Genomic DNA, 20,604 nt, shown 5'->3' on the forward strand with positions numbered 1-20,604 from the left:
AGGGGCTCGTGCGCGTGATGCGCAACCGGTACGATCAGCGCACTTCGGCGAGCTGCTCGAGGATGGCCGGGTTCTCGAGCGTGGACGTGTCCTGCGTGATCGCCTCGCCCTTCGCGAGCGAACGCAGCAAGCGCCGCATGATCTTGCCCGAGCGCGTCTTCGGCAGGTTGTCGCCGAAGCGGATGTCCTTGGGCTTCGCGATCGGCCCGATCTGCTTGCCGACCCAGTCACGCAGCGTCTTCGCCAGCGCCGCCGCTTCCTCGCCTTCCGGACGCGAACGCTTCAGCACCACGAACGCAACCACCGCCTCGCCCGTCGTATCGTCCGGACGGCCGACCACGGCCGCCTCGGCCACGAGCTCGTGCGAGACCAGCGCCGATTCGATTTCCATCGTGCCGAGCCGGTGGCCCGACACGTTCAGCACGTCGTCGATCCGGCCCATGATCGTGAAGTAGCCGGTGTCCTTGTCGCGCACGGTGCCGTCGCCGGCCAGATACAGGCGCCCGCCGAGTTCTTCGGGGTAGTAGCTCTTCTTGAAACGCTCCGGGTCGCCCCAGATCGTGCGGATCATCGCGGGCCACGGGCGCTTGACGACGAGGATCCCGCCCTGCCCGTTCGGCACGTCCTGGCCGGTTTCGTCGACCACCGCGGCCATGATGCCCGGCAGCGGCAGCGTGCACGAACCGGGCACGGTCGGCGTCGCACCCGGCAACGGCGTGATCATGTGGCCGCCCGTCTCGGTCTGCCACCACGTGTCGACGATCGGGCAGCGCTCCTGGCCGACGTGCTTGTGATACCACATCCATGCTTCCGGATTGATCGGCTCGCCGACGGTGCCGATGATGCGCAGGCTCGACAGGTCGTAGCTCTTCGGATGCACCTTGTCGTCGGCCTCGGCCGCCTTGATCAGCGAGCGGATCGCGGTCGGCGCGGTGTAGAACACGGTGACCTTGTGGTCGCCGATCATCTTCCAGAAGCGCCCGGCGTCCGGATAGGTCGGCACGCCTTCGAACACGACCTGCGTGCCGCCGCATGCGAGCGGGCCGTACGTGATGTACGTGTGGCCGGTGACCCAGCCGATATCGGCCGTGCACCAGAACACGTCGGTGGGCTTCCAGTCGAAGGTCCACTTCATCGTCTGCGCGGCCCACAGCAGATAGCCGCCCGTGCTGTGCTGCACGCCCTTCGGCTTGCCGGTCGAGCCCGACGTATACAGGATGAACAGCGGATGCTCGGCGCCGACCCATTCCGGCTCGCACTGGTCGGATTCGCCGGCCGTCAGTTCGTGCATCCACAGGTCGCGCTCGGCGTGCCAGTCGATCTTGCCGCCGGTGCGGCGATAGACGATCACGCTCTTCACGGCCTCGCAGCCGCCCAGCGCGATCGCTTCGTCCGCGATGCTCTTCAGCGGCAGCGTCTTGCCGCCGCGCGCCTGCTCGTCGGCCGTGACGAGCGCCGTCGCGCCGACGTCGACGAGCCGCTCGTTCAACGACTTCGCGGAGAAGCCGCCGAACACGACCGAATGCGTCGCGCCGATGCGCGCGCAGGCCTGCATCGCGACGATGCCTTCGATCGACATCGGGATATAGATGACGACGCGGTCGCCCTTGCCGATCCCGCGCTTCTTGAGCGCATTCGCGAACCGCGATACGCGTGCGAGGAGATCCGCATAGGTGACGCGCGTCACGGTGCCGTCGTCGGCTTCGAAGATCACCGCGACGCGCTCGCCGTTACCGGCTTCGACGTGACGGTCGAGGCAGTTGTACGACGCGTTCAGCTCGCCGTCGTCGAACCACTTGTAGAACGGCGCGTTGGACTCGTCGAGCACTTTCGTGAACGGCTTGTGCCACGCCAGACCCTCGCGCGCGAGACGCGCCCAGAATCCTTCGTAATCGTTTTCGGCTTCGGCGGCGAGCGCACGATAGGCCGGCATGCCGGAAATGGTCGCCGCCTGTTCGAGCGCCGCGGGCGGCGCAAACTGACGGGTTTCGTGAAGAACCGATTCAATCGCAGACATCGACTACCCCTTGGTGAACATGAATCCTCTGCATGGCGGCGCGATCGTGCGCGCCGCGCGTCTTGGCCGGCGCAAGCGCGCCGCTGTCTCCTACCCACCACCCGCGCACGGCCCGAAGGCCGCTGCGCGATGCTGCGCCGCACCACGTCGCACGAAGGCGACCGGGCGACCCGACAGTTTCCACGATAAGCGCTCGAACTTACCCGTCACTTACGCGGCACGGCCGTTTCGCCCTTCGGGCGGCGCCCGCTTGCAGCTTTACGCTGTAACGAGCGCGACCCTACAATCCTAACTGAACTCGCCTTCCGGATTCCAGCTTGAATCGCTACGCTTTCTTTCTCGTGCTGTCGATGCTGTTCGTCGGCAGCAACGTCGGTATCGGTAAATCGATCGTCGTCTTCGTCCCCGTCGCCATCCTCGCCACGCTGCGCTTCGTGATCGCGATCGCCGTGCTGTGGCCGCTGTTCAGCCCGGTGAAAATGCGCACGGTCAAGCGCGGCGAATGGCTGAACCTGTTCCTGCAGGCGTTCTTCGGCACCTTCATGTTCACGCTGCTGATGCTGAACGGCGTGCAGCGCACGAGCGCGGTCGCGGCCGGCGTGATCACCAGCACGATCCCGGCGATCGTCGCGCTGTTCGCGTGGCTGATCCTGCGTGAAAAACCGAACGGCCGTGCGCTCGTGTCGATCGCACTCGCGATCGCCGGCGTCGTGACGATCAACCTCGCGAACGCCAGCGCGGCCGGGCACGGCACGTCGTCGCTGACCGGCAACCTGCTGATCCTCGGCGCGGTGTGCTGCGAATCGATCTACGTGATCCTGTCGCGCCGCCTCACGCAGACGCTCGCGCCGATCGACATCTGCGCGTACACGCACCTGTTCGGCCTGTGCCTGATGCTGCCGCTCGGCGCGACGGCCATGTGGCATTTCGATTACGCGAGCGTGCCGGCCGGCACCTGGGCGCTCGTCGTCTGGTATGGCCTGTCGGCCAGCATCTTCTCGTTCTGGCTGTGGATGAAAGGCATCCGGCACGTGCCGGGCAGCCTTGCCGGCGTGTTCAGCGCGGTGCTGCCGGTCGCGGCCGCCGCGTATGGCATCGCGTTCCTCGGCGAGCGCCCGACGCTCGCCCACGGCATCGCGCTCGCGTGCGTCGTCACCGGCATCGTGCTGGCCAGCCTGCGCGTGAAACGCGTGCCGGCCGCCGCCTCCTGATCCGTCCCCGGCAGCGCCGGCGCGTCACTGCAGTCGCGCCGGCCGACGCGTTACAATAGCGCGCCTTTTCAAGATTACCCCCGATACCTGCGCACCGCGCCCGACTGTCCACCATGTCTGCCCCGCATTCGCCCGGCCGCCCCACGCGTCGCCCGCTTCGCCCGCTTCCCGCGCTGATTTTCATGAGCCGCTGGCTCCAGGTTCCGCTTTACCTCGGCCTGATCGTTGCGCAGGCCGTTTACGTGTTCCTGTTCCTGAAGGAAGTCTGGCACCTGCTGTCGCATGCGACGAGCCTCGACGAAATCAGCGTGATGCTCGCGGTGCTCGGCCTGATCGACGTGGTGATGATCTCGAACCTGCTGATCATGGTGATCGTCGGCGGTTACGAGACGTTCGTGTCGCGCCTCGGCATCGAGGGCCACCCCGACGAGCCCGAGTGGCTCGACCACGTGAACGCGGGCGTGCTGAAGGTCAAGCTGTCGATGGCGCTGATCAGCATTTCGTCGATCCACCTGCTGAAGACGTTCATCAACCCCGACCAGCACACGATGCACGCGATCATGTGGCAGGTGATCATCCACGTGTCGTTCCTGGTGTCGGCGCTCGTGATGGCGTGGGTCGACCGCCTGACGACGCACACGCACCCGGCCCATTTCCACGAGCCGCACGCCCACGGCGCGCACGCGCCCGCGGCGAACGAGCCCCGCAAGCCGGCCGACGCAGCCGTCAACGCATAAACGCATTCCCCACTGTCCCCACAGAGTCTCAGCCATGACCGTCATCAAACAGGAAGACCTGATCCAGAGCATCGCGGATTCGCTGCAGTACATCAGCTACTACCATCCGCTCGACTACATCCAGGCCCTCGGCCGCGCGTACGAACTGGAAGAGAGCCCGGCCGCGAAGGATGCGATCGCGCAGATCCTCACGAACAGCCGCATGTGCGCGGAAGGCAAGCGCCCGATCTGCCAGGACACCGGCATCGTCACGATCTTCGTGAAGGTCGGCATGGACGTGCGCTGGGACGGCGCGACGATGGGCCTCACCGACATGATCAACGAAGGCGTGCGCCGCGGTTACACGCACCCGGACAACGTGCTGCGCGCGTCGATCGTCAATCCGCCGGAAGGCGCCCGCAAGAACACGAAGGACAACACGCCGGCCGTGATCCACTATGAGATCGTGCCGGGCGACAAGGTCGACGTGCAGGTCGCGGCGAAGGGCGGCGGCTCGGAGAACAAGTCGAAGTTCGTGATGCTGAACCCGTCCGACTCGATCGTCGACTGGGTGCTGAAGACGGTCCCGACGATGGGCGCGGGCTGGTGCCCGCCCGGCATGCTGGGGATCGGCATCGGCGGCACCGCCGAAAAGGCGATGCTGATGGCGAAGGAATCGCTGATGGAGCCGATCGACATCCAGGAAATCATCGCGCGCGGCCCGAAGGACTGGGTCGAGGAACTGCGCGTCGAGCTGCACGAGAAGGTCAACGCGCTCGGCATCGGCGCGCAGGGCCTCGGCGGCCTGGCAACCGTGCTCGACGTGAAGATCATGGCGGCACCGACGCACGCGGCATCGAAGCCGGTCGCGCTGATCCCGAACTGCGCGGCGACGCGCCACGCGCACTTCGTGCTCGACGGCTCGGGCCCGGCCAAGCTTGAAGCGCCGTCGCTCGACGCATGGCCGAAGGTCAACTGGGAACCGAACACGGAAACCAGCAAGCGCGTCGACCTGAACACGCTGACGCCGGAAGAAGTCGCGAGCTGGACGCCGGGCCAGACGCTGCTGCTGTCGGGCAAGATGCTCACCGGCCGCGACGCTGCGCACAAGCGCATCGCCGACATGCTCGCGAAGGGCGAGAAGCTGCCGGTCGACTTCACGAACCGCGTGATCTACTACGTCGGCCCGGTCGATCCGGTCCGCGACGAAGTGGTCGGCCCGGCAGGCCCGACGACGGCCACGCGCATGGACAAGTTCACCGAGACGATGCTCGCCCAAACCGGCCTGATCTCGATGGTCGGCAAGGCCGAGCGCGGCCCGGTCGCGATCGACGCGATCAAGAAGCACAAGGCGGCCTACCTGATGGCCGTCGGCGGCGCGGCTTATCTCGTGTCGAAGGCGATCCGCGGTGCGAAGGTGCTCGCGTTCGAAGACCTCGGCATGGAAGCGATCTACGAGTTCGACGTGCAGGACATGCCGGTGACGGTCGCCGTCGATTCGTCGGGCACGTCGGTGCACCAGACCGGTCCGAAGGAGTGGCAAGCGAAGATCGGCAAGATCCCGGTCGCAGCCGCTTAAGCGCGATCGAACGAAAGGCCGGACGCGAGTCCGGCCTTTTTACTTCTCATTCTCATTATTGTGCGTAGCCGGTTATTCGAGGCTGATTCTCATTACACGCAAAAGGCAGGCCCGGCAAGGCTTCGAGGCTTGGCTTTTCTCGTTCGAGCGATTATCGTTCGGTTTCTGAAGCCCCACTGAACAAGGAACAAGCCATGCAAGGCGACAAGAAAGTCATCGAATATCTGAACGCCCAGTTGAAGAATGAACTCACGGCGATCAACCAGTACTTCCTGCATGCGCGCATGTACAAGCACTGGGGCCTCGAGAAGCTCGGCAAGCACGAGTACGACGAGTCGATCGGCGAAATGAAGCACGCCGACTGGCTGATCGAGCGCGTCTTCATGCTCGACGGCCTGCCGAACCTGCAGGACCTGCACAAGCTGCTCGTCGGCGAGGAAACCGAAGAGATCCTGAAGTGCGACCTGAAGCTCGAACAGATCTCGCAGTCCACCTGCAAGGAAGCGATCGCCTACTGCGAATCGGTGCGTGACTACGTGTCGCGCGAGATCTTCGAAAAGATCCTCGACGACACCGAAGAGCACATCGACTGGCTGGAAACGCAGATCGACCTGATCGGCAAGGTCGGCCTGCAGAACTACCAGCAAACGATGATGGGGTCGCCGGAGTAAACTCGCTCCACGCTTCCCGTTACCGCCCCCAGCCCGTTCATGTCGACACCTTCCGCTATTCCTGCGACGGCCACGACCGTCGCGCCCATCGGCATCTTCGATTCAGGGCTGGGCGGCCTGTCGGTGCTGCGCGCCGTGCGCGCGCAGCTGCCCGACGAATCGTTCATCTACGTCGCCGATTCGCACCATGCGCCGTATGGTCCGCGCGACGAGGCGTTCATTACGGAACGCACGCTGGCAATCGGCGAGTGGCTGGCCCGCGAAGGGGCGAAAGCGCTCGTCATCGCGTGCAACACGGCGACCGCACGTGCGATCGCCACGGTCCGCGAACATCTGTCGATGCCGCTCGTCGGCGTCGAGCCGGGCATCAAGCCCGCCGCCGCCGTGTCCGCGAGCGGCGTCGCGGGTGTCCTGGCCACGCAGTCGACGCTGAACAGCCCGCGCTTCCAGGCGCTGCTCGACCGCTACGGCGCCGGCCGCCGCTTCATCTGCCAGCCCGGCCACGGGCTCGTCGAGGCCATCGAGCGCGGCGATACGAATTCGCCCGCGTTGCGCGCGTTGCTCGACAGCTACCTGCAGCCGATGCTCGACGACGGCGCCGATACGCTGGTACTCGGCTGCACGCATTACCCGTTCTTCACGGAAACGATTCGTGACCTTGTGGGCGACCGCCTGACGCTCGTCGACACCAGCGACGCGATCGCGCGCCAGCTCGTGCGGGTGCTCGACGAACGCCACCTGCGCGCACCGGCCGGCACGCGCGCGGCACCGCCCCGCTTCTGCTCGACCAGCGACGGCCGCCAGTTGCAGGTGCTCGCCTCGACGCTGCTCGGCCTCGCTGCGCCGGTCGAATCCGTCACCATTTCCTCGCCGAACGCGCGCGCCTGCGCGACCGCCTGATACCGCCCGGCACGCCCTCTTCCGCGTACCGCTCCACCCTCCCGACGTTTCAAGGGTCCGATGCCCTTAAAAAAAGCCTGCCCCAGGCTTGTCAACGTCCACAAATTTAATGATAATAATTCGCATTACCGTTAGCTATCGCAACTCATCATGATCGTCTGCGTGTGCAAGTCTGTTTCCGATCGCAAGATTCGCGCGTCCCTCGCAGAGGGCGTGAACTCTTTCGATGAACTCCAGTTCGAGCTTGGCGTGGCCACGTGCTGCGGCAAGTGCGAGGAGTCCGTACGCGACCTCATGGCCGAACAAGGCGTCTGCGCGAGCCGGTGCGGTGTCGAGCATCACGCTCACCCGATCCCGGTCACGTTCTACGAACGCAAGGCCGCCTGACCGGCGCCGAGTGTGCGCATGCGGCCCAGGCCGCATTTTTTGTTTTGACCGTCAGCAAGCCACCGTCTGCGCGAGCCAGCGGCTTACCTGCCAAGGAGCCTGTCATGGAATTGCTGATCGGATTTGTGACCACCGTTTGCATCTCGCTGCTGATCTTCCGCAAGTGATGCCGATTCACCCGCCGCGCCCCGGGTGCGACATCGTTCTTTCAAGCTAACATGCAGGCTTCGCATCTCGCTCCTGCCGGCGCCGTGCCGGCTGCACCACGTATGAATCCCCGAGTGATCGTCGTCGCGGTCGGTGTGCTTGCCGCACATGCGATCATGCTGACGGCCGCCTGGCTCCATCGCAACGCGCCGCCGCCGCCGAAGGAGATCGAGGTTCAGTCGATCACCGCGCAGCTCATTCCCCCTGCCCCTCCTGCCCAGCCGGTCGCGGTCCAGTCGGCCGCGCAGCAGCCCACGCCGCCCAAGCCCACGCCGCGCGTGAAGCCGAAGGTCGAGCCGAAGCCGGTGCAGAAGGCGGTCCCGACGCCTCAACCCGTCTCGCAGGCACCATCGCCGACGCCCGCGCCGGCAGTGGCCGACCCGACACCGGCTCCGGCCGCGCCGGCGCCCGCTGCACCGGCTGCAGCACCCGGCCCGGCGCGCGAGACGATGCAGGTCAGCGCGCCGAAGAACGTGTCGGCGCTCACCTGCAATTTCGTCAAGCCGACCTATCCGTCGATGTCGCGCCGTCGCGGCGAAACGGGCACGGCCTATGTTCACTTCATCATCGGCGTGACGGGCAAGATCGAAAGCGTCCAGCTGCAGAAGAGCAGCGGCTACCCGCGTCTCGACGAAGCCGCGCTCGACGCGACGCGCGCCAGCACCTGCCCGCCGTATATCGAGAACGGCCAGGCAATCCGCGCCGCCCATACGCTGCCCTTCAACTTCACGCTTGACGACTAACCCGTCATATTCGGTAGATTCAAAGGAAACAAGAAAATGCAAAGCTACGGTATCGCGCACGTCTGGGCGCAAGGTGATTTCGTCACGCGCGCCATCGCGATCACGCTGCTCGTGATGTCGGTCCTGTCGTGGATCGTGATCGTCATCAAGGGCTGGAACGTGATCCGCCTGAACCGCCTGACGAAGAACGCCGAACAGGCATTCTGGCATTCGGACAACTTCGACGACGGCGTCAAGAAGCTCGGCCTCGCCGCATCGACGCCGAACGACAACCCGTTCCTCGCGCTCGCGCTGTCGGGCAAGGAAGCCGCCGATCACCACCACCAGACGCAACCGCACCTGCACGACCGCATGGACGTGTCGGACTGGGTCACGCGCTGCCTGAAGGACACGATGGACGAAGGCATCTCGCGCATGCAGAGCGGTCTCGCGATCCTCGCGTCGATCGGCAGCACGGCGCCGTTCGTCGGCCTGTTCGGCACGGTCTGGGGGATCTACCACGCCCTGCTCGCGATCGGCGCATCCGGCCAGACGTCGATCGACCAGGTCGCGGGCCCGGTCGGCGAATCGCTGATCATGACCGCCTTCGGCCTGTTCGTCGCGATCCCGGCCGTGCTCGGCTATAACGCACTCACCCGCGCGAACAAGGGTGTCGTCAGCAAGCTGCGTCGCTTCGCGCACGGTCTGCATGCGTATTTCGTGACGGGCGCGAGCCTGGCCTCGTCGTCGACGCGCGACGGGCTGCGTCTCGCGACGCGCGCCAGCTGAGGCGGGGTGAACCATGGCAATGAACACCGGTTTCAGCGACGATGACGACGATGCAGTGATGAGCGAGATCAACATGACGCCGCTCGTCGACGTCATGCTCGTACTCCTGATCATTTTCCTCGTGACGATCCCGGCGATGCAGCATGCGGTGAAGATCGACCTGCCGCACGCCAGCAGCCAGCCCGTCGACGAAAAGCCGCAGACGGTCGACGTCGCGATCCAGGGTGACGGCACGATCCTGTGGGACGACCACACGGTCACGCGCGCACAATTGCAGGAACGCATCGCGGAAGCGGCAAAGCGCACGCCGCAGCCGGAGTTGCACCTTCGCGCGGATCGCAAGGTCGCGTACGAACACGTCGCGGAAGTGATGTCGGATGCGCAGGCAGGCGGCCTGACGAAGCTCGGCTTCGTGACGGAGCCGGGCGCGAAAGCGAAGTAACGCGCGCACGTCTTGCGGTAACGCATCGCCGGCGCCTAGCCGGCCGCACCTTGCCGGCCGCGCCTCGCCGGCCGCGCCTCGCCGGCCGCGCACAAAGTAAAAGGCCTTCATCGCCAGATGAAGGCCTTTTTTCATGCGCACGCGGGCGCCTTCGGGCGGCGGGCTCTTTGGCGGTATCGGTTGCGCCTCGAGCAACGCAAATGCGACTCTGCCGTGGTCTGCACGGACTGCGCGTTCTGCCCTATCTGGCTCACAATATATGCGGCCACCTGATTTCGCTCAGAACTTCCTTCACGAAATGGGATTTCAATATAGGCCCGCATGCACGCGCATTCAAGGTTCCGGCGATTGAAACTTGCGATTGCAGGCGACGCTTCAATGACAAAACAAATTTGCGTCGCCGTGCACGTCGTGTTCAGGTCGCCGAAACATCGGCCGCCGCTTCCTTCTTCGCGCGTTCCGGGCACCCCGGATCCTGGTAGGCGCCATGATCGAGCTTCTCGACCAGATAGTCGACGAACGCACGCACCGCGGGCGGCATCCCCTGCCGCGACACGAACACCGCGTACAGTTGCGGCACCGGCAGCGTCCAGCCCGGCATCACCGGCGACAGTTGCCCCGCCCTCAGCGCGTTGCCGTACATCATCTCCGGCAATGCCGCGATGCCGAGGCCATCGAGCACGGCTTCACGGATCGTCATCAGGTCGGCCGTCACGAGCCGCGGGTCGTGCTCGTGCACGTGACGCGTTCCGTCCGGCGCGATCAGGTTGAACACGTGCCGCCCGTCGACGCTCGGCGTATCGAGTGTCTCGAAGCCGCTCAGGTCGTCCGGTACCAGCGGCGGCGCATTCTGGCTCAGCAGGCTCGGTGCGCCGACCAGCATCTGCTCGGTGCGCCACAGCGGCCGCACGACGATGTTCGCGTTCTGCGGCGGCTCCGAGCGCACGCGCAACGCGACGTCGATCGAATCCTCGAACAGGTCGATCACGCGATTCGTTACGCGGACGTGCACCTTCACCTCGGGATAGCGACGCAGGAATTCGGGCAGGATGCGCGACAGCATCGTCTGCGACAGCGTCACGGGCACGCTGACGCGCACCGAGCCGCGCGGCGATGAGCGCAACTGCTGCACCGCGTTCATCGCCGCCTGCGCTTCGGCCAGCATCGCCTGGCAATGCTGGTAGAACAGCTCCCCCGCCTCGGTCAGCGCGAGCTTGCGTGTGGAGCGCTGCAGCAGGCGCACACCGAGCGCCGCCTCGAGTTCGGTCAGGCGCCGCGACAGGCGCGATTTCGAGATGCCCAGCACGCGCTCCGCGGCCGAGAAACCGCCATGTTCGACGACCTGCGAAAAGTACATGAGGTCGTTCAGGTTATGTGCATCGATATTCATGTCATCGTTCCAATTTCAGAACAATCCATTGCGAACCTTCGCGAATTGAACCGTAAAACGCCCAATATAATAGCGCTATGTTTCAAAAATAACGCTATTCCGTTGATTTCGAGGGCTTCCGCATGACGACCGCTCGCTCGCTTGACCGTACGTTCCCCGCGCTTCGCACGACCGAAGGCGGCGGCTTCGTGGTTCACCGCCCGTTCCCGACCCGACTGCTGATGGATTTCGATCCGTTCCTGCTGCTCGACGAAATGGGCCCCGTCGACTACGCGCCCGGCGAAGCCAAGGGCGCCCCCGACCATCCGCATCGCGGCTTCGAGACCGTGACCTACGCGCTCGACGGGCGCTTCCGCCATCGCGACTCGTCCGGCCATGCCGGCACGCTCGGCCCGGGCGACGTGCAATGGATGACGGCGGGCGCCGGCGTCGTGCACAGCGAGATGCCGGACCCGGAATTCGCGCAAACGGGCGGCCGCTCGCACGGTTTCCAGCTGTGGGTCAACCTGCCGCGCCGCGACAAGCTGATCGCGCCGCGCTACCAGGAGATCCCCGCCGACCGCATCCCGACCGCGACCTCACCTGACGGCCGCGCACGGGTGCGCGTGATCGCCGGCGAAGCGTTCGGCGTCCGCGCCGCGATCGAGACACGCACACCGATCCTCTACCAGCATTTCACGCTGCAACCGGGCGCAACGGTCACGCAGACCGTCCCGGCAGGCTATCGTGTGTTCGCCTATCCGATCGACGGAACGGGCCTCTATGGGCCCGCCAGGCAGGCGGTCGACGCACGACACATGGTCGTGTACTGCGATGACGGCGACACCGTCACGTTCGCCGCCGGCGACACGTCGCTCGACCTGCTGCTGATCGGCGGCGTGCCGCTCAACGAGCCGATCGTCCGCTACGGCCCGTTCGTGATGAACACCGAGGAAGAGATTCGGCAGGCGGTCGTCGACTACCAGGCCGGTCGCATGGGGCGCATCGAAGCATGACGCACGGACGGGTGCGCAGGTGCCGCGAAACCGCCCGTTTTGCGTCACAATGACTTCTTGAACCACGTGGCCGCCCGCCACCAGAAGGAACCCGTCCCCTTGAACTTCGAACATCTGATCCAGATCAATTCCGACGATCCGGCCGTGCCGACCCTCACCCGCGACCAGCTCTGGGAAGGTCTCGTGTTGCGCGCCGAACAGCCGCAACTGTTCGTGCTCGGCCTCGACAGCTGTGTCGTCCACGAACGGACGGACACGACGCTCGAACGTGAGCTGCACTACGGTCACGCGACCGTGCGCGACCACGTCACGTTCACGCCGAACCAGCAGGTTCGCTACGACATCCTCGCCGCCGACGGCGAGATCGGCGGCTCGCTGACGATGACGATCGAGGAACGCGACGACCACGAGCTGTTCCTGCGTTTCGAATACCGCACGACGCTGGTCGTCACGGACGACAGCGAAGACGCGCGTCAGACGCACGGGATCGTCAAGGAAGCGTACCGCACGTCGGATATCGACACGGTCCGCCTGATCCGCGAATACGCGCAGGGCCGCAAGGATCCCGATCCGCTGCACTGAACCCGATGGCGGCCCGCGGGCCGCCCCTTTGATTCAAGCTATCAGGTTCGTCGTTTCGATCGATAAAGAGTTTTTGTAAATGGGAATAGTTATCATTTAGAATTCATTCCATCGTATCGACAGTCACCGATCAACCGAATGACCGACACCATGCGCCCGACCCCGACCACGCTGACCTTGCGCCGCACGACCGGCACCGCAGGCGGCAGCCGTCAGAAGACGGCAGCGGTCACCACGCCGGCGAAACCCGCCGGCAACCGCGAAGCAGGCACGCGGGTCGTCAGCAGCGATGCGCTGCTGCAAGGCCAAAGCCACGTCAGCATCGCGCATAACGGAGAGACCTATCAGTTGCGCGCCACACGGCTCGGCAAACTGATCCTGACGAAGTAAGACAGAGTATTGTGGGGACCACCTCCCTGAGAGGTGTTGGGCAGTAGCCAGCGTAACGGCTTGCACGCGAGATCTAGACCCCTTCGTGCAAACACACTCAAGCAGCCGTTGCAGCAAGCCAAGCCACTTTTTTTTGGTTCTCGCACAAGGAAGAAAAAAAGCGACACGTCCTTCGACGTGTCGCTTTTTTTTGGGGCGCCCGATGCGTGAAGCATGCCGCCCAGATTCGTTACCGCGTCGCTGCGTGACCGCCGAAGCGCGGCACGCGATCCGCTTCAGAAACCCCAGAACATCAACCACCAGGCGCTGTCGATGACGGCAAGCGCGACGGCGAACCACGCGAACGCCGCAAGCCGGCGCGGCCAGCCCGCATAACGCCCCGTCACTTTCCACGCGAGCCACGCACTCCATGCGTTGGCGCCGACCAGGATCGCGATGCGCACATCGGTCGCCCAGCCGAGCGGCACATGCTCGGCACGCAGCAGCGACAGTGTCGTGGCCGACAGGCCAAGGAACACACCCGCGCCCGCAATCGGAATCAGCGCCTGTGCAAGATGATGCAACCGCACGCGATCGAAGCGGCCGAGCATCAGCGTCGCGCCGGCCAGCAGTACCAGCAGTGCCGTGCCGTACACGAGCCCCGTGCCGACGATGTAGCTGATGACCAGCCCGCCGTCGAGCCACGAGAACACGTCGTTACGATCCGGATAGTGCGTGAGCAGGAACCACGGCGCATTGGTCTCGAGCGGCCACGTGATGTCATGGTCGATCAGCCAGCCTGCAAGCCATTGCTTGATCTGCACGAACCACGGGCTGACGGTCCAGTGGAACGCACCGATCGCGACGCCGAGCAGGCCGTACAGGATCAGCGCGGTGTCCCACGGGTTCGCCTGCTGCGCGCCGAGGTTCACGACCTCGTCGGACGGCGAGCGCAACGACAGCGAGATCGCATCCCGGTGCCCGCTGCAGCGGCCGCACATGTGGCAGTCCGCCGCGCCCTTCATGTTGCGCAACGGCACGAGCGGCGCGCAGTTGATCGGAATCACGCGATGCCCGTGCTCGCCGTTCTTGTACGACCGGCGCCATGCATCCTCGTCGACCTTGTAGCGCATCGGCGCGAGCCGCGCGAGCAGCCCGAACACACCGTTGACCGGGCACAGGTACTTGCACCACACGCGCTTTTCGCGGCCGTACAGCACGCCGATCACGATCGCGCCGACGGTCGAGCCGCCGAGCACGAACAGCACCGCGAGCGGGTACTGGTACACGCTCACCATCTGCCCGTAGATCGTCGTGAGCCCGAACGCGACGAACGGCCAGCCGCCCCACCGCATCCAGCGCGGAATCGGGCCGCCGCGGCCGAACTTGCTCGCGAATTCGGTGAGCGCACCTTCCGGACACAGCACGCCGCACCAGACACGGCCGAGCATCACCATCGACAGCAGCACGAACGGCCACCAGATGCCCCAGAACGTGAATTGCGCGATCAGCGTGAGGTTGTTCCACAGGTGTGCGGAGTCGTCCGGCAGCGGCAACACCGCCGGCACGATGATCAGGAACGCATAGACGGCGACGACGATCCACTGGATGCCGCGGATCAGCGCACCGTGGCGCTGCATCCATTGGCCGGCCTGCGCGAGCCAGCCCTGCTTGGCTGCGGCGACAACGCTCATGCCGCGCGACCTGCCGCGACTGCCGGACGACGGCTCGCGCGCTTCATCAGCAGCCAGACCACCGCCCAGTACACCGCATACGCGACCAGGTTGGTCAGCGCCGGGTGGGCACGATAGCCGGTCAGCGTGGCGACGAGCGAGCCGAACGTGCCCGAATCATCGAGGATCGCGGACGTGTCCCACACCTGCGAAATGCCGAGCGGCAGGATTTCCTTGTCGATCAGCTTGTCGACGCCCGTCTGGAACAGGCCTGCGCCGAGGAACAGCAGCATCACTTCGGTGACGCGGAAGAAATGCCGCCACGAGAAGTACTTGCCGCCGAGTTGCAGCAGATAGAACGTGAGGAACGCGAGGCCGAGGCCGATCACGACCGCGAGCATCTGGCTGCCGTCGACGTGACCCGATTGGCCGAAACCGAGACCGTACAGGAAGATCACCGTCTCGCTGCCTTCGCGCGCGATCGCGAGCGCGACCAGCACCGCGACACCCCACCAGTTCGAATCGCGCGTGCTCTGCTGCAGCGATTGCTCCATGTCGCGCTTCAGCGTGCGACCATGCCGGCGCATCCACAGCACCATCTGCACGATCAGCACGCATGCGATCAGCACCATGGCGGTCTGGAAGTAGTCCTGCGCGTCGCCGGACAGCACTTCGGTGAAACCGACCAGTGCGGCACCAAGGCCGACGGCCATCAGCAAGCCGACGCCGACGCCGGCCCAGAGAAAAGGCAGGCCGCGGCGCGCGTCGTCGTCGCCGTTTTTCAGCCATGCATAGAGAATGCCGACGACGAGCAGCGCTTCGACGCTCTCCCGCCAGACGATGAACAAGATCTGACCCATCGATACCTCCTGACGCGCGGCACACCGGGCAGGTACGCCCGCGCGCAGATAAAACGCATTACTTCGCGACGATCACGCCCTGCGCCTGCTGGTGGAAATCGTCGAAAAACTTGTATTCACCCGGTGACAACGGTGCGACGACCACGAATGAATCGGCGCCCGGCGCGAGCACCTTCTCCTTGCGCAGTTGCACGCTCTCGAATTCGGCGGCGCCCTTGCCGGTGTTCTTGATCTCGATCTTGAAACGCTGGCCGGCCGGCACTTCGATGCGGGCGGGATTCAGCTTGCCGTCCGTCATCTCGAGCTTGAACGTCGGCAGATCGGCAGCGTACGCTGCGCCGGCAAGCCACAACGCAGCGGCTGCGGCAACGATTTTCTGGGGAATTTTCATTCTGGGTTCTCTACGCCGACGGCGCGCCGAAGCGCGCCGTTCGTGATGCCACCGATCAGTAACCGCCCTTCTTGCCGATACCGGCGAACGGGAAGTCGTACTCGAGGGTAATGGGCTTGAACCATGCGCCCACGCCCGTTTCCTTGTCGATGTGACGGCCGAACGCCATGTGGCCCGTCTGCATCGGCGGCTTGACGACCATCGTCAGGTGGTACTTGCCCGGGCCGTTCAGCTTCACGTTGTCGCCGTAGTGCGGACCGTCGCTCGCGACCATGCCCATCAGGTCGCCTTCAGCCTTCCACTTCGTGTCGCCCTGCTTCGTCAGCTTGTACGTGACCTGCAGGTACGGCATCCAGTCGCCTTCCGCGAAACCCGTCGGGTTGTTCTTGACCGCATGGATGTCGGCCTCGAGGTGGATGTCGGAATCCGACGCCTTGCGCATCATCCCTTCCGGGTCCATCGTGATCGGCTGCAGGTACACCGCGCCGATTTCCATGCCGCCCTGGATCTGCTGCTTGCCGATCGGATATTCGGCAGCCGAGGCCGACATCGCGGCAAGCGCCGCCGCTACCGCAACCGTCGTGCGGATGAACGAAGAACCCAACATGGACACTCCTTGTTATTTGATCTGGAACCATGCGGACCGACCGCCAGCCGGCCCACTGAAAACACTAACGCGACAAAGAACGTTAATGCGAACAATTCTCAATAATCACGAAGTTTAGCACCGAACCTGTTTCGGAACAAACGGAGAGCCGTGTAAACCCCTGATCCGACAAGGCTTACAGGTTCGTTACCGCAGGGTTTCGGTGACGCTTGGAAAGATTTACCGGCCGCCGTTGACGTGATCGCCGACGTTCGCGCCGAACACACGCTCACGCAGCAGCGCAAGTTGGTCGCGGGTCGCGGCGGCCTTCTCGAACTCGAGATTCTTCGCGTAGTCGGCCATCTGCTTCTCGAGGCGCTTGATTTCCTTGGCGAGCTGCTTTTCCGACATGTCCTCGAATTTCGCGCGCTGCTGCGCTTCCTTCAGCTCCGCGCGTGCCTCGTCCGCGTTGTAGACGCCGTCGATGATGTCCTTGATGCGCTTCACGACACCGCGCGGCGTGATGCCCATCTTTTCGTTGTGCGCGATCTGCTTCGCACGGCGCCGCTCGGTCTCGCCGATCGCGCGCTTCATCGACTCGGTCATGTTGTCCGCGTAGAGGATCGCCTTGCCGTTCACGTTCCGCGCCGCGCGGCCGATCGTCTGGATCAGCGAGCGCTCCGCGCGCAGGAAGCCCTCCTTGTCCGCGTCGAGGATCGCGACGAGCGACACCTCGGGAATGTCGAGCCCTTCGCGCAGCAGGTTGATCCCGACCAGCACGTCGAACGTGCCGAGCCGCAGGTCGCGGATGATCTCGACGCGCTCGACCGTGTCGATGTCGCTGTGCAGGTAACGCACCTTGACCCCGTGATCGGCCAGAAACTCGGTGAGCTGCTCGGCCATGCGCTTGGTCAGCACGGTGATCAGCACGCGCTCCTCGGCCTTCACGCGCGCGTTGATCTCGGCCAGCACGTCGTCGACCTGCGAGCTCGCCGGCCGCACTTCGATTTCCGGATCGACCAGGCCCGTCGGCCGCACGACCTGTTCGGCGATCTGCCCGGTCACGCTCTTCTCGTAGTCGGCCGGCGTGGCCGACACGAACACGACCTGGCGCATCTTGCGTTCGAACTCGGGGAACTTCAGCGGCCGGTTGTCCAGCGCCGACGGCAGCCGGAACCCGTAGTTGACGAGGTTTTCCTTGCGTGCGCGGTCGCCGTTGTACATGCCGTTCAGCTGGCCGATCAGCACGTGCGACTCGTCGAGCAGCATCAGCGCATCGGGCGGCAGGTAGTCGACGAGGGTCGGCGGCGGATCGCCGGGCGCCGCGCCCGAGAAATGTCGCGAGTAGTTCTCGATGCCCTTGCAGAAGCCGAGCTCCTGCAGCATCTCGAGATCGAAGCGCGTGCGCTGCTCGAGGCGCTGCGCCTCGACGAGCTTGCCGTCGTTGTGAAAGTACTCGAGGCGCTCGCGCAGTTCGTCCTTGATCGTCTCGACCGCGCGCATCACGGTGTCGCGCGGCGTCACGTAGTGCGACGACGGATACACGGTGAAGCGCGGGATCTTCTGCCGCACGCGCCCCGTCAGCGGGTCGAACAGCTGCAGCGTCTCCACCTCGTCGTCGAACAGTTCGACGCGCACGGCCAGCTCCGCGTGTTCGGCCGGGAAGATGTCGATCGTGTCGCCGCGCACGCGGAACGTGCCGCGCTGGAAATCCTGCTCGTTGCGCGTGTACTGCATCGCGATCAGCCGCGCGATCACGTCGCGCTGGCCGAGCTTGTCGCCGGCGCGCAGCGTCAGGATCATCTGGTGGTATTCGGACGGATTGCCGATACCGTAGATCGCCGACACCGTCGCGACGATCACGACGTCGCGACGCTCCATCAGGCTCTTCGTCGCCGACAGCCGCATCTGCTCGATGTGCTCGTTGATCGACGAGTCCTTCTCGATGAACAGGTCGCGCTGCGGCACGTACGCTTCTGGCTGGTAATAGTCGTAGTACGAGACGAAGTACTCGACCGCGTTGCGCGGGAAGAACTCGCGAAATTCCGAGTAGAGCTGCGCGGCGAGCGTCTTGTTCGGCGCGAACACGATCGCCGGGCGGCCGAGCCGCGCGATCGTGTTCGCCATCGTGAAGGTCTTGCCCGAGCCCGTCACGCCGAGCAGCGTCTGGAACGAGAGGCCGTCCTCGACCCCTTCGACGAGCGTCTGGATCGCGGTCGGCTGGTCGCCTGCGGGCGGATACGGTTGATACAGCTGGAATGGCGACCCTTCGAAGGTCACGAATTTCGATTCGTCGAGCGCGTCGCCGGTTTCGGCTTTATGTTCGGACATGGAATGCGGCCGGAGCGAGGGCAAAGAAAGCATTCTAGCGCTTCGCGGCCTCGCGAACTGCTGCCGGCTCCTGACGCGCGACGGCCGCCCGAAATCGCGATTCCCGGCCGAATTTCGCCGCCGAAACGCCGCCCCCGCCTGCGTGAATTCGCTACAATGTCAGGCTGCTGCGCTTTCCGGCGTCGTGCCTGCCCGCGCGCGGTCCATCTACCGCGCCCGCCCCGCCCGTTGAAAGCCTGACCCTCTTTTCACTACTGCCGAATCATCATGTCGCTCTTCTCCGCTGTCCAGCTTGCTCCCCGCGACCCGATCCTGGGCCTGAACGAAGCCTTCAACGCCGATGCGCGTCCGACCAAGGTCAACCTCGGCGTCGGTGTGTACACGAACGAAGAAGGCAAGATTCCGCTGCTGCGCGCGGTTCGTGAAGCCGAGAAGGTGCGTGTCGAAGCCGGCCTGCCCCGCGGCTATCTGCCGATCGACGGCATCGCCGCCTACGATGCGGCCGTGCAGAAGCTGCTGCTCGGCAACGACTCGCCGCTGATCGCGGCAGGTCGCGTGGTCACGGCCCAGGCACTGGGCGGCACGGGCGCGCTGAAGATCGGCGCGGATTTCCTGCGCACCGTGAACCCGAACGTGAAGGTCGCGATCAGCGATCCGAGCTGGGAAAACCACCGCGCGCTGTTCGAAGCAGCCGGCTTCGAAGTCGTTGCGTACCCGTATTACGACGCTGCCACCAACGGCGTGAACTTCGAAGGCATGCTGTCGGCACTGAACAGCTACGCGGCAGGTACGGTCGTAGTGCTGCACGCGTGCTGCCACAACCCGACCGGCGTGGACCTGACCGAAGCGCAATGGCAACAGGTCGTCGACGTCGTGAAGGCACGCAACCTCGTGCCGTTCCTCGACATGGCCTACCAGGGTTTCGGCGAAAGCATCGAGGCCGATGCTGCTGCCGTGCGCCTGTTTGCCGCGGCTGACCTGAACGCATTCGTGTCGTCGTCGTTCTCGAAGTCGTTCTCGCTGTACGGCGAGCGCGTCGGCGCACTGTCGATCATCACGTCGAGCAAGGAAGAAGCGACGCGCGTGCTGTCGCAACTGAAGCGCGTGATCCGCACGAACTACTCGAACCCGCCGACCCATGGCGGCGCCGTGGTCGCAGCGGTGCTCGCTTCGCCGGAACTGCACGCTTCGTGGGTGCAGGAACTCGGTGAAATGCGCGATCGCATCCGCGCGATGCGCAATGGTCTCGTCGAGCGCCTGAAGGCAAGCGGCGTCGATCGCGACTTCAGCTTCATCAACGAGCAGCGCGGGATGTTCTCGTATTCGGGCCTGACCTCGGCGCAAGTCGATCGCCTGCGTGACGAGTTCGGCATCTACGCTGTCGGCACGGGCCGGATCTGCGTCGCAGCGCTGAACACGCGCAACCTCGACGTGGTCGCCAATGCGGTCGCAGCCGTCCTGAAGTAACACGGCTTGAGCAGGCGGCAGCCGTCATTGGCCCCGCCCTGCCAAAATGAAAAACGCGCTCCGTGGAGCGCGTTTTTTTTGCCATTCACCGGCGGGCAGCGACCCCGCCCGCACTCGCATCACTGCATGTACCAGCCGTGGCTGACGACGACCGACTGGCCCGTGAGCGCGGCGCTCGGGAAAGCCGACAGAAACAGCACCGTCTGCGCGACGTCCTGAACGGTCGTGAACACGCCGTCGACCGTATTGCCGAGCATCACCTTCTTCACCACTTCCTCTTCGCTGATCCCGAGCTCCTTCGCCTGCTCCGGAATCTGCT

Annotated in this window: 20 protein-coding genes and 1 pseudogene; 13 read left to right on the forward strand and 8 right to left on the reverse strand. The window is 64.9% G+C overall.

The genetic code is table 11. The annotated features are described in order from the left end of the window. Window positions 1-34: 34 nt before the first annotated feature. A complete protein-coding gene (gene acs / locus CFB39_RS12485; protein WP_069248434.1) occupies window positions 35-2,017 on the reverse strand; it encodes an acetate--CoA ligase in 1,983 nt (660 codons plus the stop codon). A gap of 317 nt (window positions 2,018-2,334) precedes the next feature. On the opposite strand from acs, the gene CFB39_RS12495 reads away from it, so the two are divergent. The 9 genes from CFB39_RS12495 (at window position 2,335) to CFB39_RS12535 (ending at window position 9,641) form a co-directional block, all read left to right on the forward strand. Continuing rightward, complete coding sequence (locus CFB39_RS12495; protein ID WP_089473196.1) at window positions 2,335-3,228, forward strand: DMT family transporter; 894 nt, start codon at window positions 2,335-2,337, stop codon at window positions 3,226-3,228. Window positions 3,229-3,341: 113 nt separating this feature from the next. Further along, window positions 3,342-3,965 (forward strand): TIGR00645 family protein, encoded by a 624-nt coding sequence (locus tag CFB39_RS12500; RefSeq protein WP_089473197.1) that lies wholly within the window; start codon window positions 3,342-3,344, stop codon window positions 3,963-3,965. A gap of 34 nt (window positions 3,966-3,999) precedes the next feature. Next, a complete protein-coding gene (locus CFB39_RS12505; RefSeq protein WP_069248436.1) occupies window positions 4,000-5,523 on the forward strand; it encodes a fumarate hydratase in 1,524 nt (507 codons plus the stop codon). Between the two features lie 194 nt (window positions 5,524-5,717). Then, window positions 5,718-6,194 (forward strand): bacterioferritin, encoded by a 477-nt coding sequence (gene bfr / locus CFB39_RS12510; RefSeq protein ID WP_011352652.1) that lies wholly within the window; start codon window positions 5,718-5,720, stop codon window positions 6,192-6,194. A 39-nt stretch (window positions 6,195-6,233) separates the two neighbouring features. After that, window positions 6,234-7,094 (forward strand): glutamate racemase, encoded by an 861-nt coding sequence (gene murI / locus CFB39_RS12515; protein WP_089473198.1) that lies wholly within the window; start codon window positions 6,234-6,236, stop codon window positions 7,092-7,094. Between the two features lie 150 nt (window positions 7,095-7,244). Continuing rightward, entirely contained in the window at window positions 7,245-7,481 is a 237-nt protein-coding gene (locus CFB39_RS12520) for a bacterioferritin-associated ferredoxin (protein ID WP_039370093.1), read from the forward strand. A gap of 218 nt (window positions 7,482-7,699) precedes the next feature. Continuing rightward, entirely contained in the window at window positions 7,700-8,431 is a 732-nt protein-coding gene (locus tag CFB39_RS12525; RefSeq protein ID WP_089473199.1) for an energy transducer TonB, read from the forward strand. Between the two features lie 36 nt (window positions 8,432-8,467). Then, window positions 8,468-9,199: a MotA/TolQ/ExbB proton channel family protein gene (locus tag CFB39_RS12530; RefSeq protein ID WP_085043642.1), complete on the forward strand. Its 732-nt coding sequence runs from the start codon at window positions 8,468-8,470 to the stop codon at window positions 9,197-9,199. A 13-nt stretch (window positions 9,200-9,212) separates the two neighbouring features. Continuing rightward, entirely contained in the window at window positions 9,213-9,641 is a 429-nt protein-coding gene (locus CFB39_RS12535) for a biopolymer transporter ExbD (RefSeq protein ID WP_039370086.1), read from the forward strand. 415 nt (window positions 9,642-10,056) lie between these two features. Here CFB39_RS12535 and CFB39_RS12540 read toward each other — a convergent pair whose 3' ends face one another. Next, window positions 10,057-11,031 carry a LysR family transcriptional regulator gene (locus CFB39_RS12540; RefSeq protein WP_069248441.1) on the reverse strand — a complete coding sequence of 325 codons (975 nt, stop codon included), beginning with the start codon at window positions 11,029-11,031 and terminating at the stop codon, window positions 10,057-10,059. A 122-nt stretch (window positions 11,032-11,153) separates the two neighbouring features. Here CFB39_RS12540 and CFB39_RS12545 point away from each other — a divergent pair, with 122 nt between their 5' ends. From CFB39_RS12545 to hemP, 3 genes are all read left to right on the forward strand, one after another. Further along, window positions 11,154-12,026 (forward strand): pirin family protein, encoded by an 873-nt coding sequence (locus CFB39_RS12545; RefSeq protein ID WP_089473200.1) that lies wholly within the window; start codon window positions 11,154-11,156, stop codon window positions 12,024-12,026. A 99-nt stretch (window positions 12,027-12,125) separates the two neighbouring features. Next, on the forward strand, window positions 12,126-12,608 hold the full coding sequence (locus CFB39_RS12550; RefSeq protein ID WP_039370078.1) for an SRPBCC family protein: 483 nt from the start codon (window positions 12,126-12,128) through the stop codon (window positions 12,606-12,608). A gap of 138 nt (window positions 12,609-12,746) precedes the next feature. Beyond that, window positions 12,747-12,998 carry a hemin uptake protein HemP gene (hemP, locus tag CFB39_RS12555; RefSeq protein WP_089473201.1) on the forward strand — a complete coding sequence of 84 codons (252 nt, stop codon included), beginning with the start codon at window positions 12,747-12,749 and terminating at the stop codon, window positions 12,996-12,998. A gap of 275 nt (window positions 12,999-13,273) precedes the next feature. Here the strand turns inward: hemP and CFB39_RS12560 are convergent, their stop codons facing one another. The 5 genes from CFB39_RS12560 to uvrB form a co-directional block, all read right to left on the reverse strand. After that, window positions 13,274-14,671 carry a 4Fe-4S binding protein gene (locus CFB39_RS12560; protein ID WP_089473202.1) on the reverse strand — a complete coding sequence of 466 codons (1,398 nt, stop codon included), beginning with the start codon at window positions 14,669-14,671 and terminating at the stop codon, window positions 13,274-13,276. Further along, complete coding sequence (locus CFB39_RS12565) at window positions 14,668-15,510, reverse strand: FTR1 family protein (protein ID WP_027784952.1); 843 nt, start codon at window positions 15,508-15,510, stop codon at window positions 14,668-14,670. Before CFB39_RS12565 ends, CFB39_RS12560 begins: the two co-directional genes overlap by 4 nt. Before the next feature lie 58 nt (window positions 15,511-15,568). Then, on the reverse strand, window positions 15,569-15,901 hold the full coding sequence (locus CFB39_RS12570; RefSeq protein ID WP_027786891.1) for a cupredoxin domain-containing protein: 333 nt from the start codon (window positions 15,899-15,901) through the stop codon (window positions 15,569-15,571). 55 nt (window positions 15,902-15,956) lie between these two features. Next, on the reverse strand, window positions 15,957-16,508 hold the full coding sequence (locus CFB39_RS12575) for an iron transporter (protein ID WP_021163417.1): 552 nt from the start codon (window positions 16,506-16,508) through the stop codon (window positions 15,957-15,959). A gap of 219 nt (window positions 16,509-16,727) precedes the next feature. Beyond that, window positions 16,728-18,818, reverse strand: a complete 2,091-nt coding sequence (uvrB, locus tag CFB39_RS12580) for an excinuclease ABC subunit UvrB (protein ID WP_089425833.1) — start codon at window positions 18,816-18,818, stop codon at window positions 16,728-16,730. Window positions 18,819-19,085: 267 nt separating this feature from the next. On the opposite strand from uvrB, the gene CFB39_RS12585 reads away from it, so the two are divergent. Then, on the forward strand, window positions 19,086-20,285 hold the full coding sequence (locus CFB39_RS12585; RefSeq protein ID WP_089473203.1) for an amino acid aminotransferase: 1,200 nt from the start codon (window positions 19,086-19,088) through the stop codon (window positions 20,283-20,285). 119 nt (window positions 20,286-20,404) lie between these two features. On the opposite strand, the pseudogene CFB39_RS12590 reads toward CFB39_RS12585, so the two are convergent. Next, window positions 20,405-20,604, reverse strand: a pseudogene (locus CFB39_RS12590) (3-hydroxybutyrate dehydrogenase); the annotation flags it as partial.

The sequence above is a fragment of the Burkholderia sp. AU6039 genome, assembly GCF_002223365.1.
Taxonomy (GTDB): domain Bacteria; phylum Pseudomonadota; class Gammaproteobacteria; order Burkholderiales; family Burkholderiaceae; genus Burkholderia.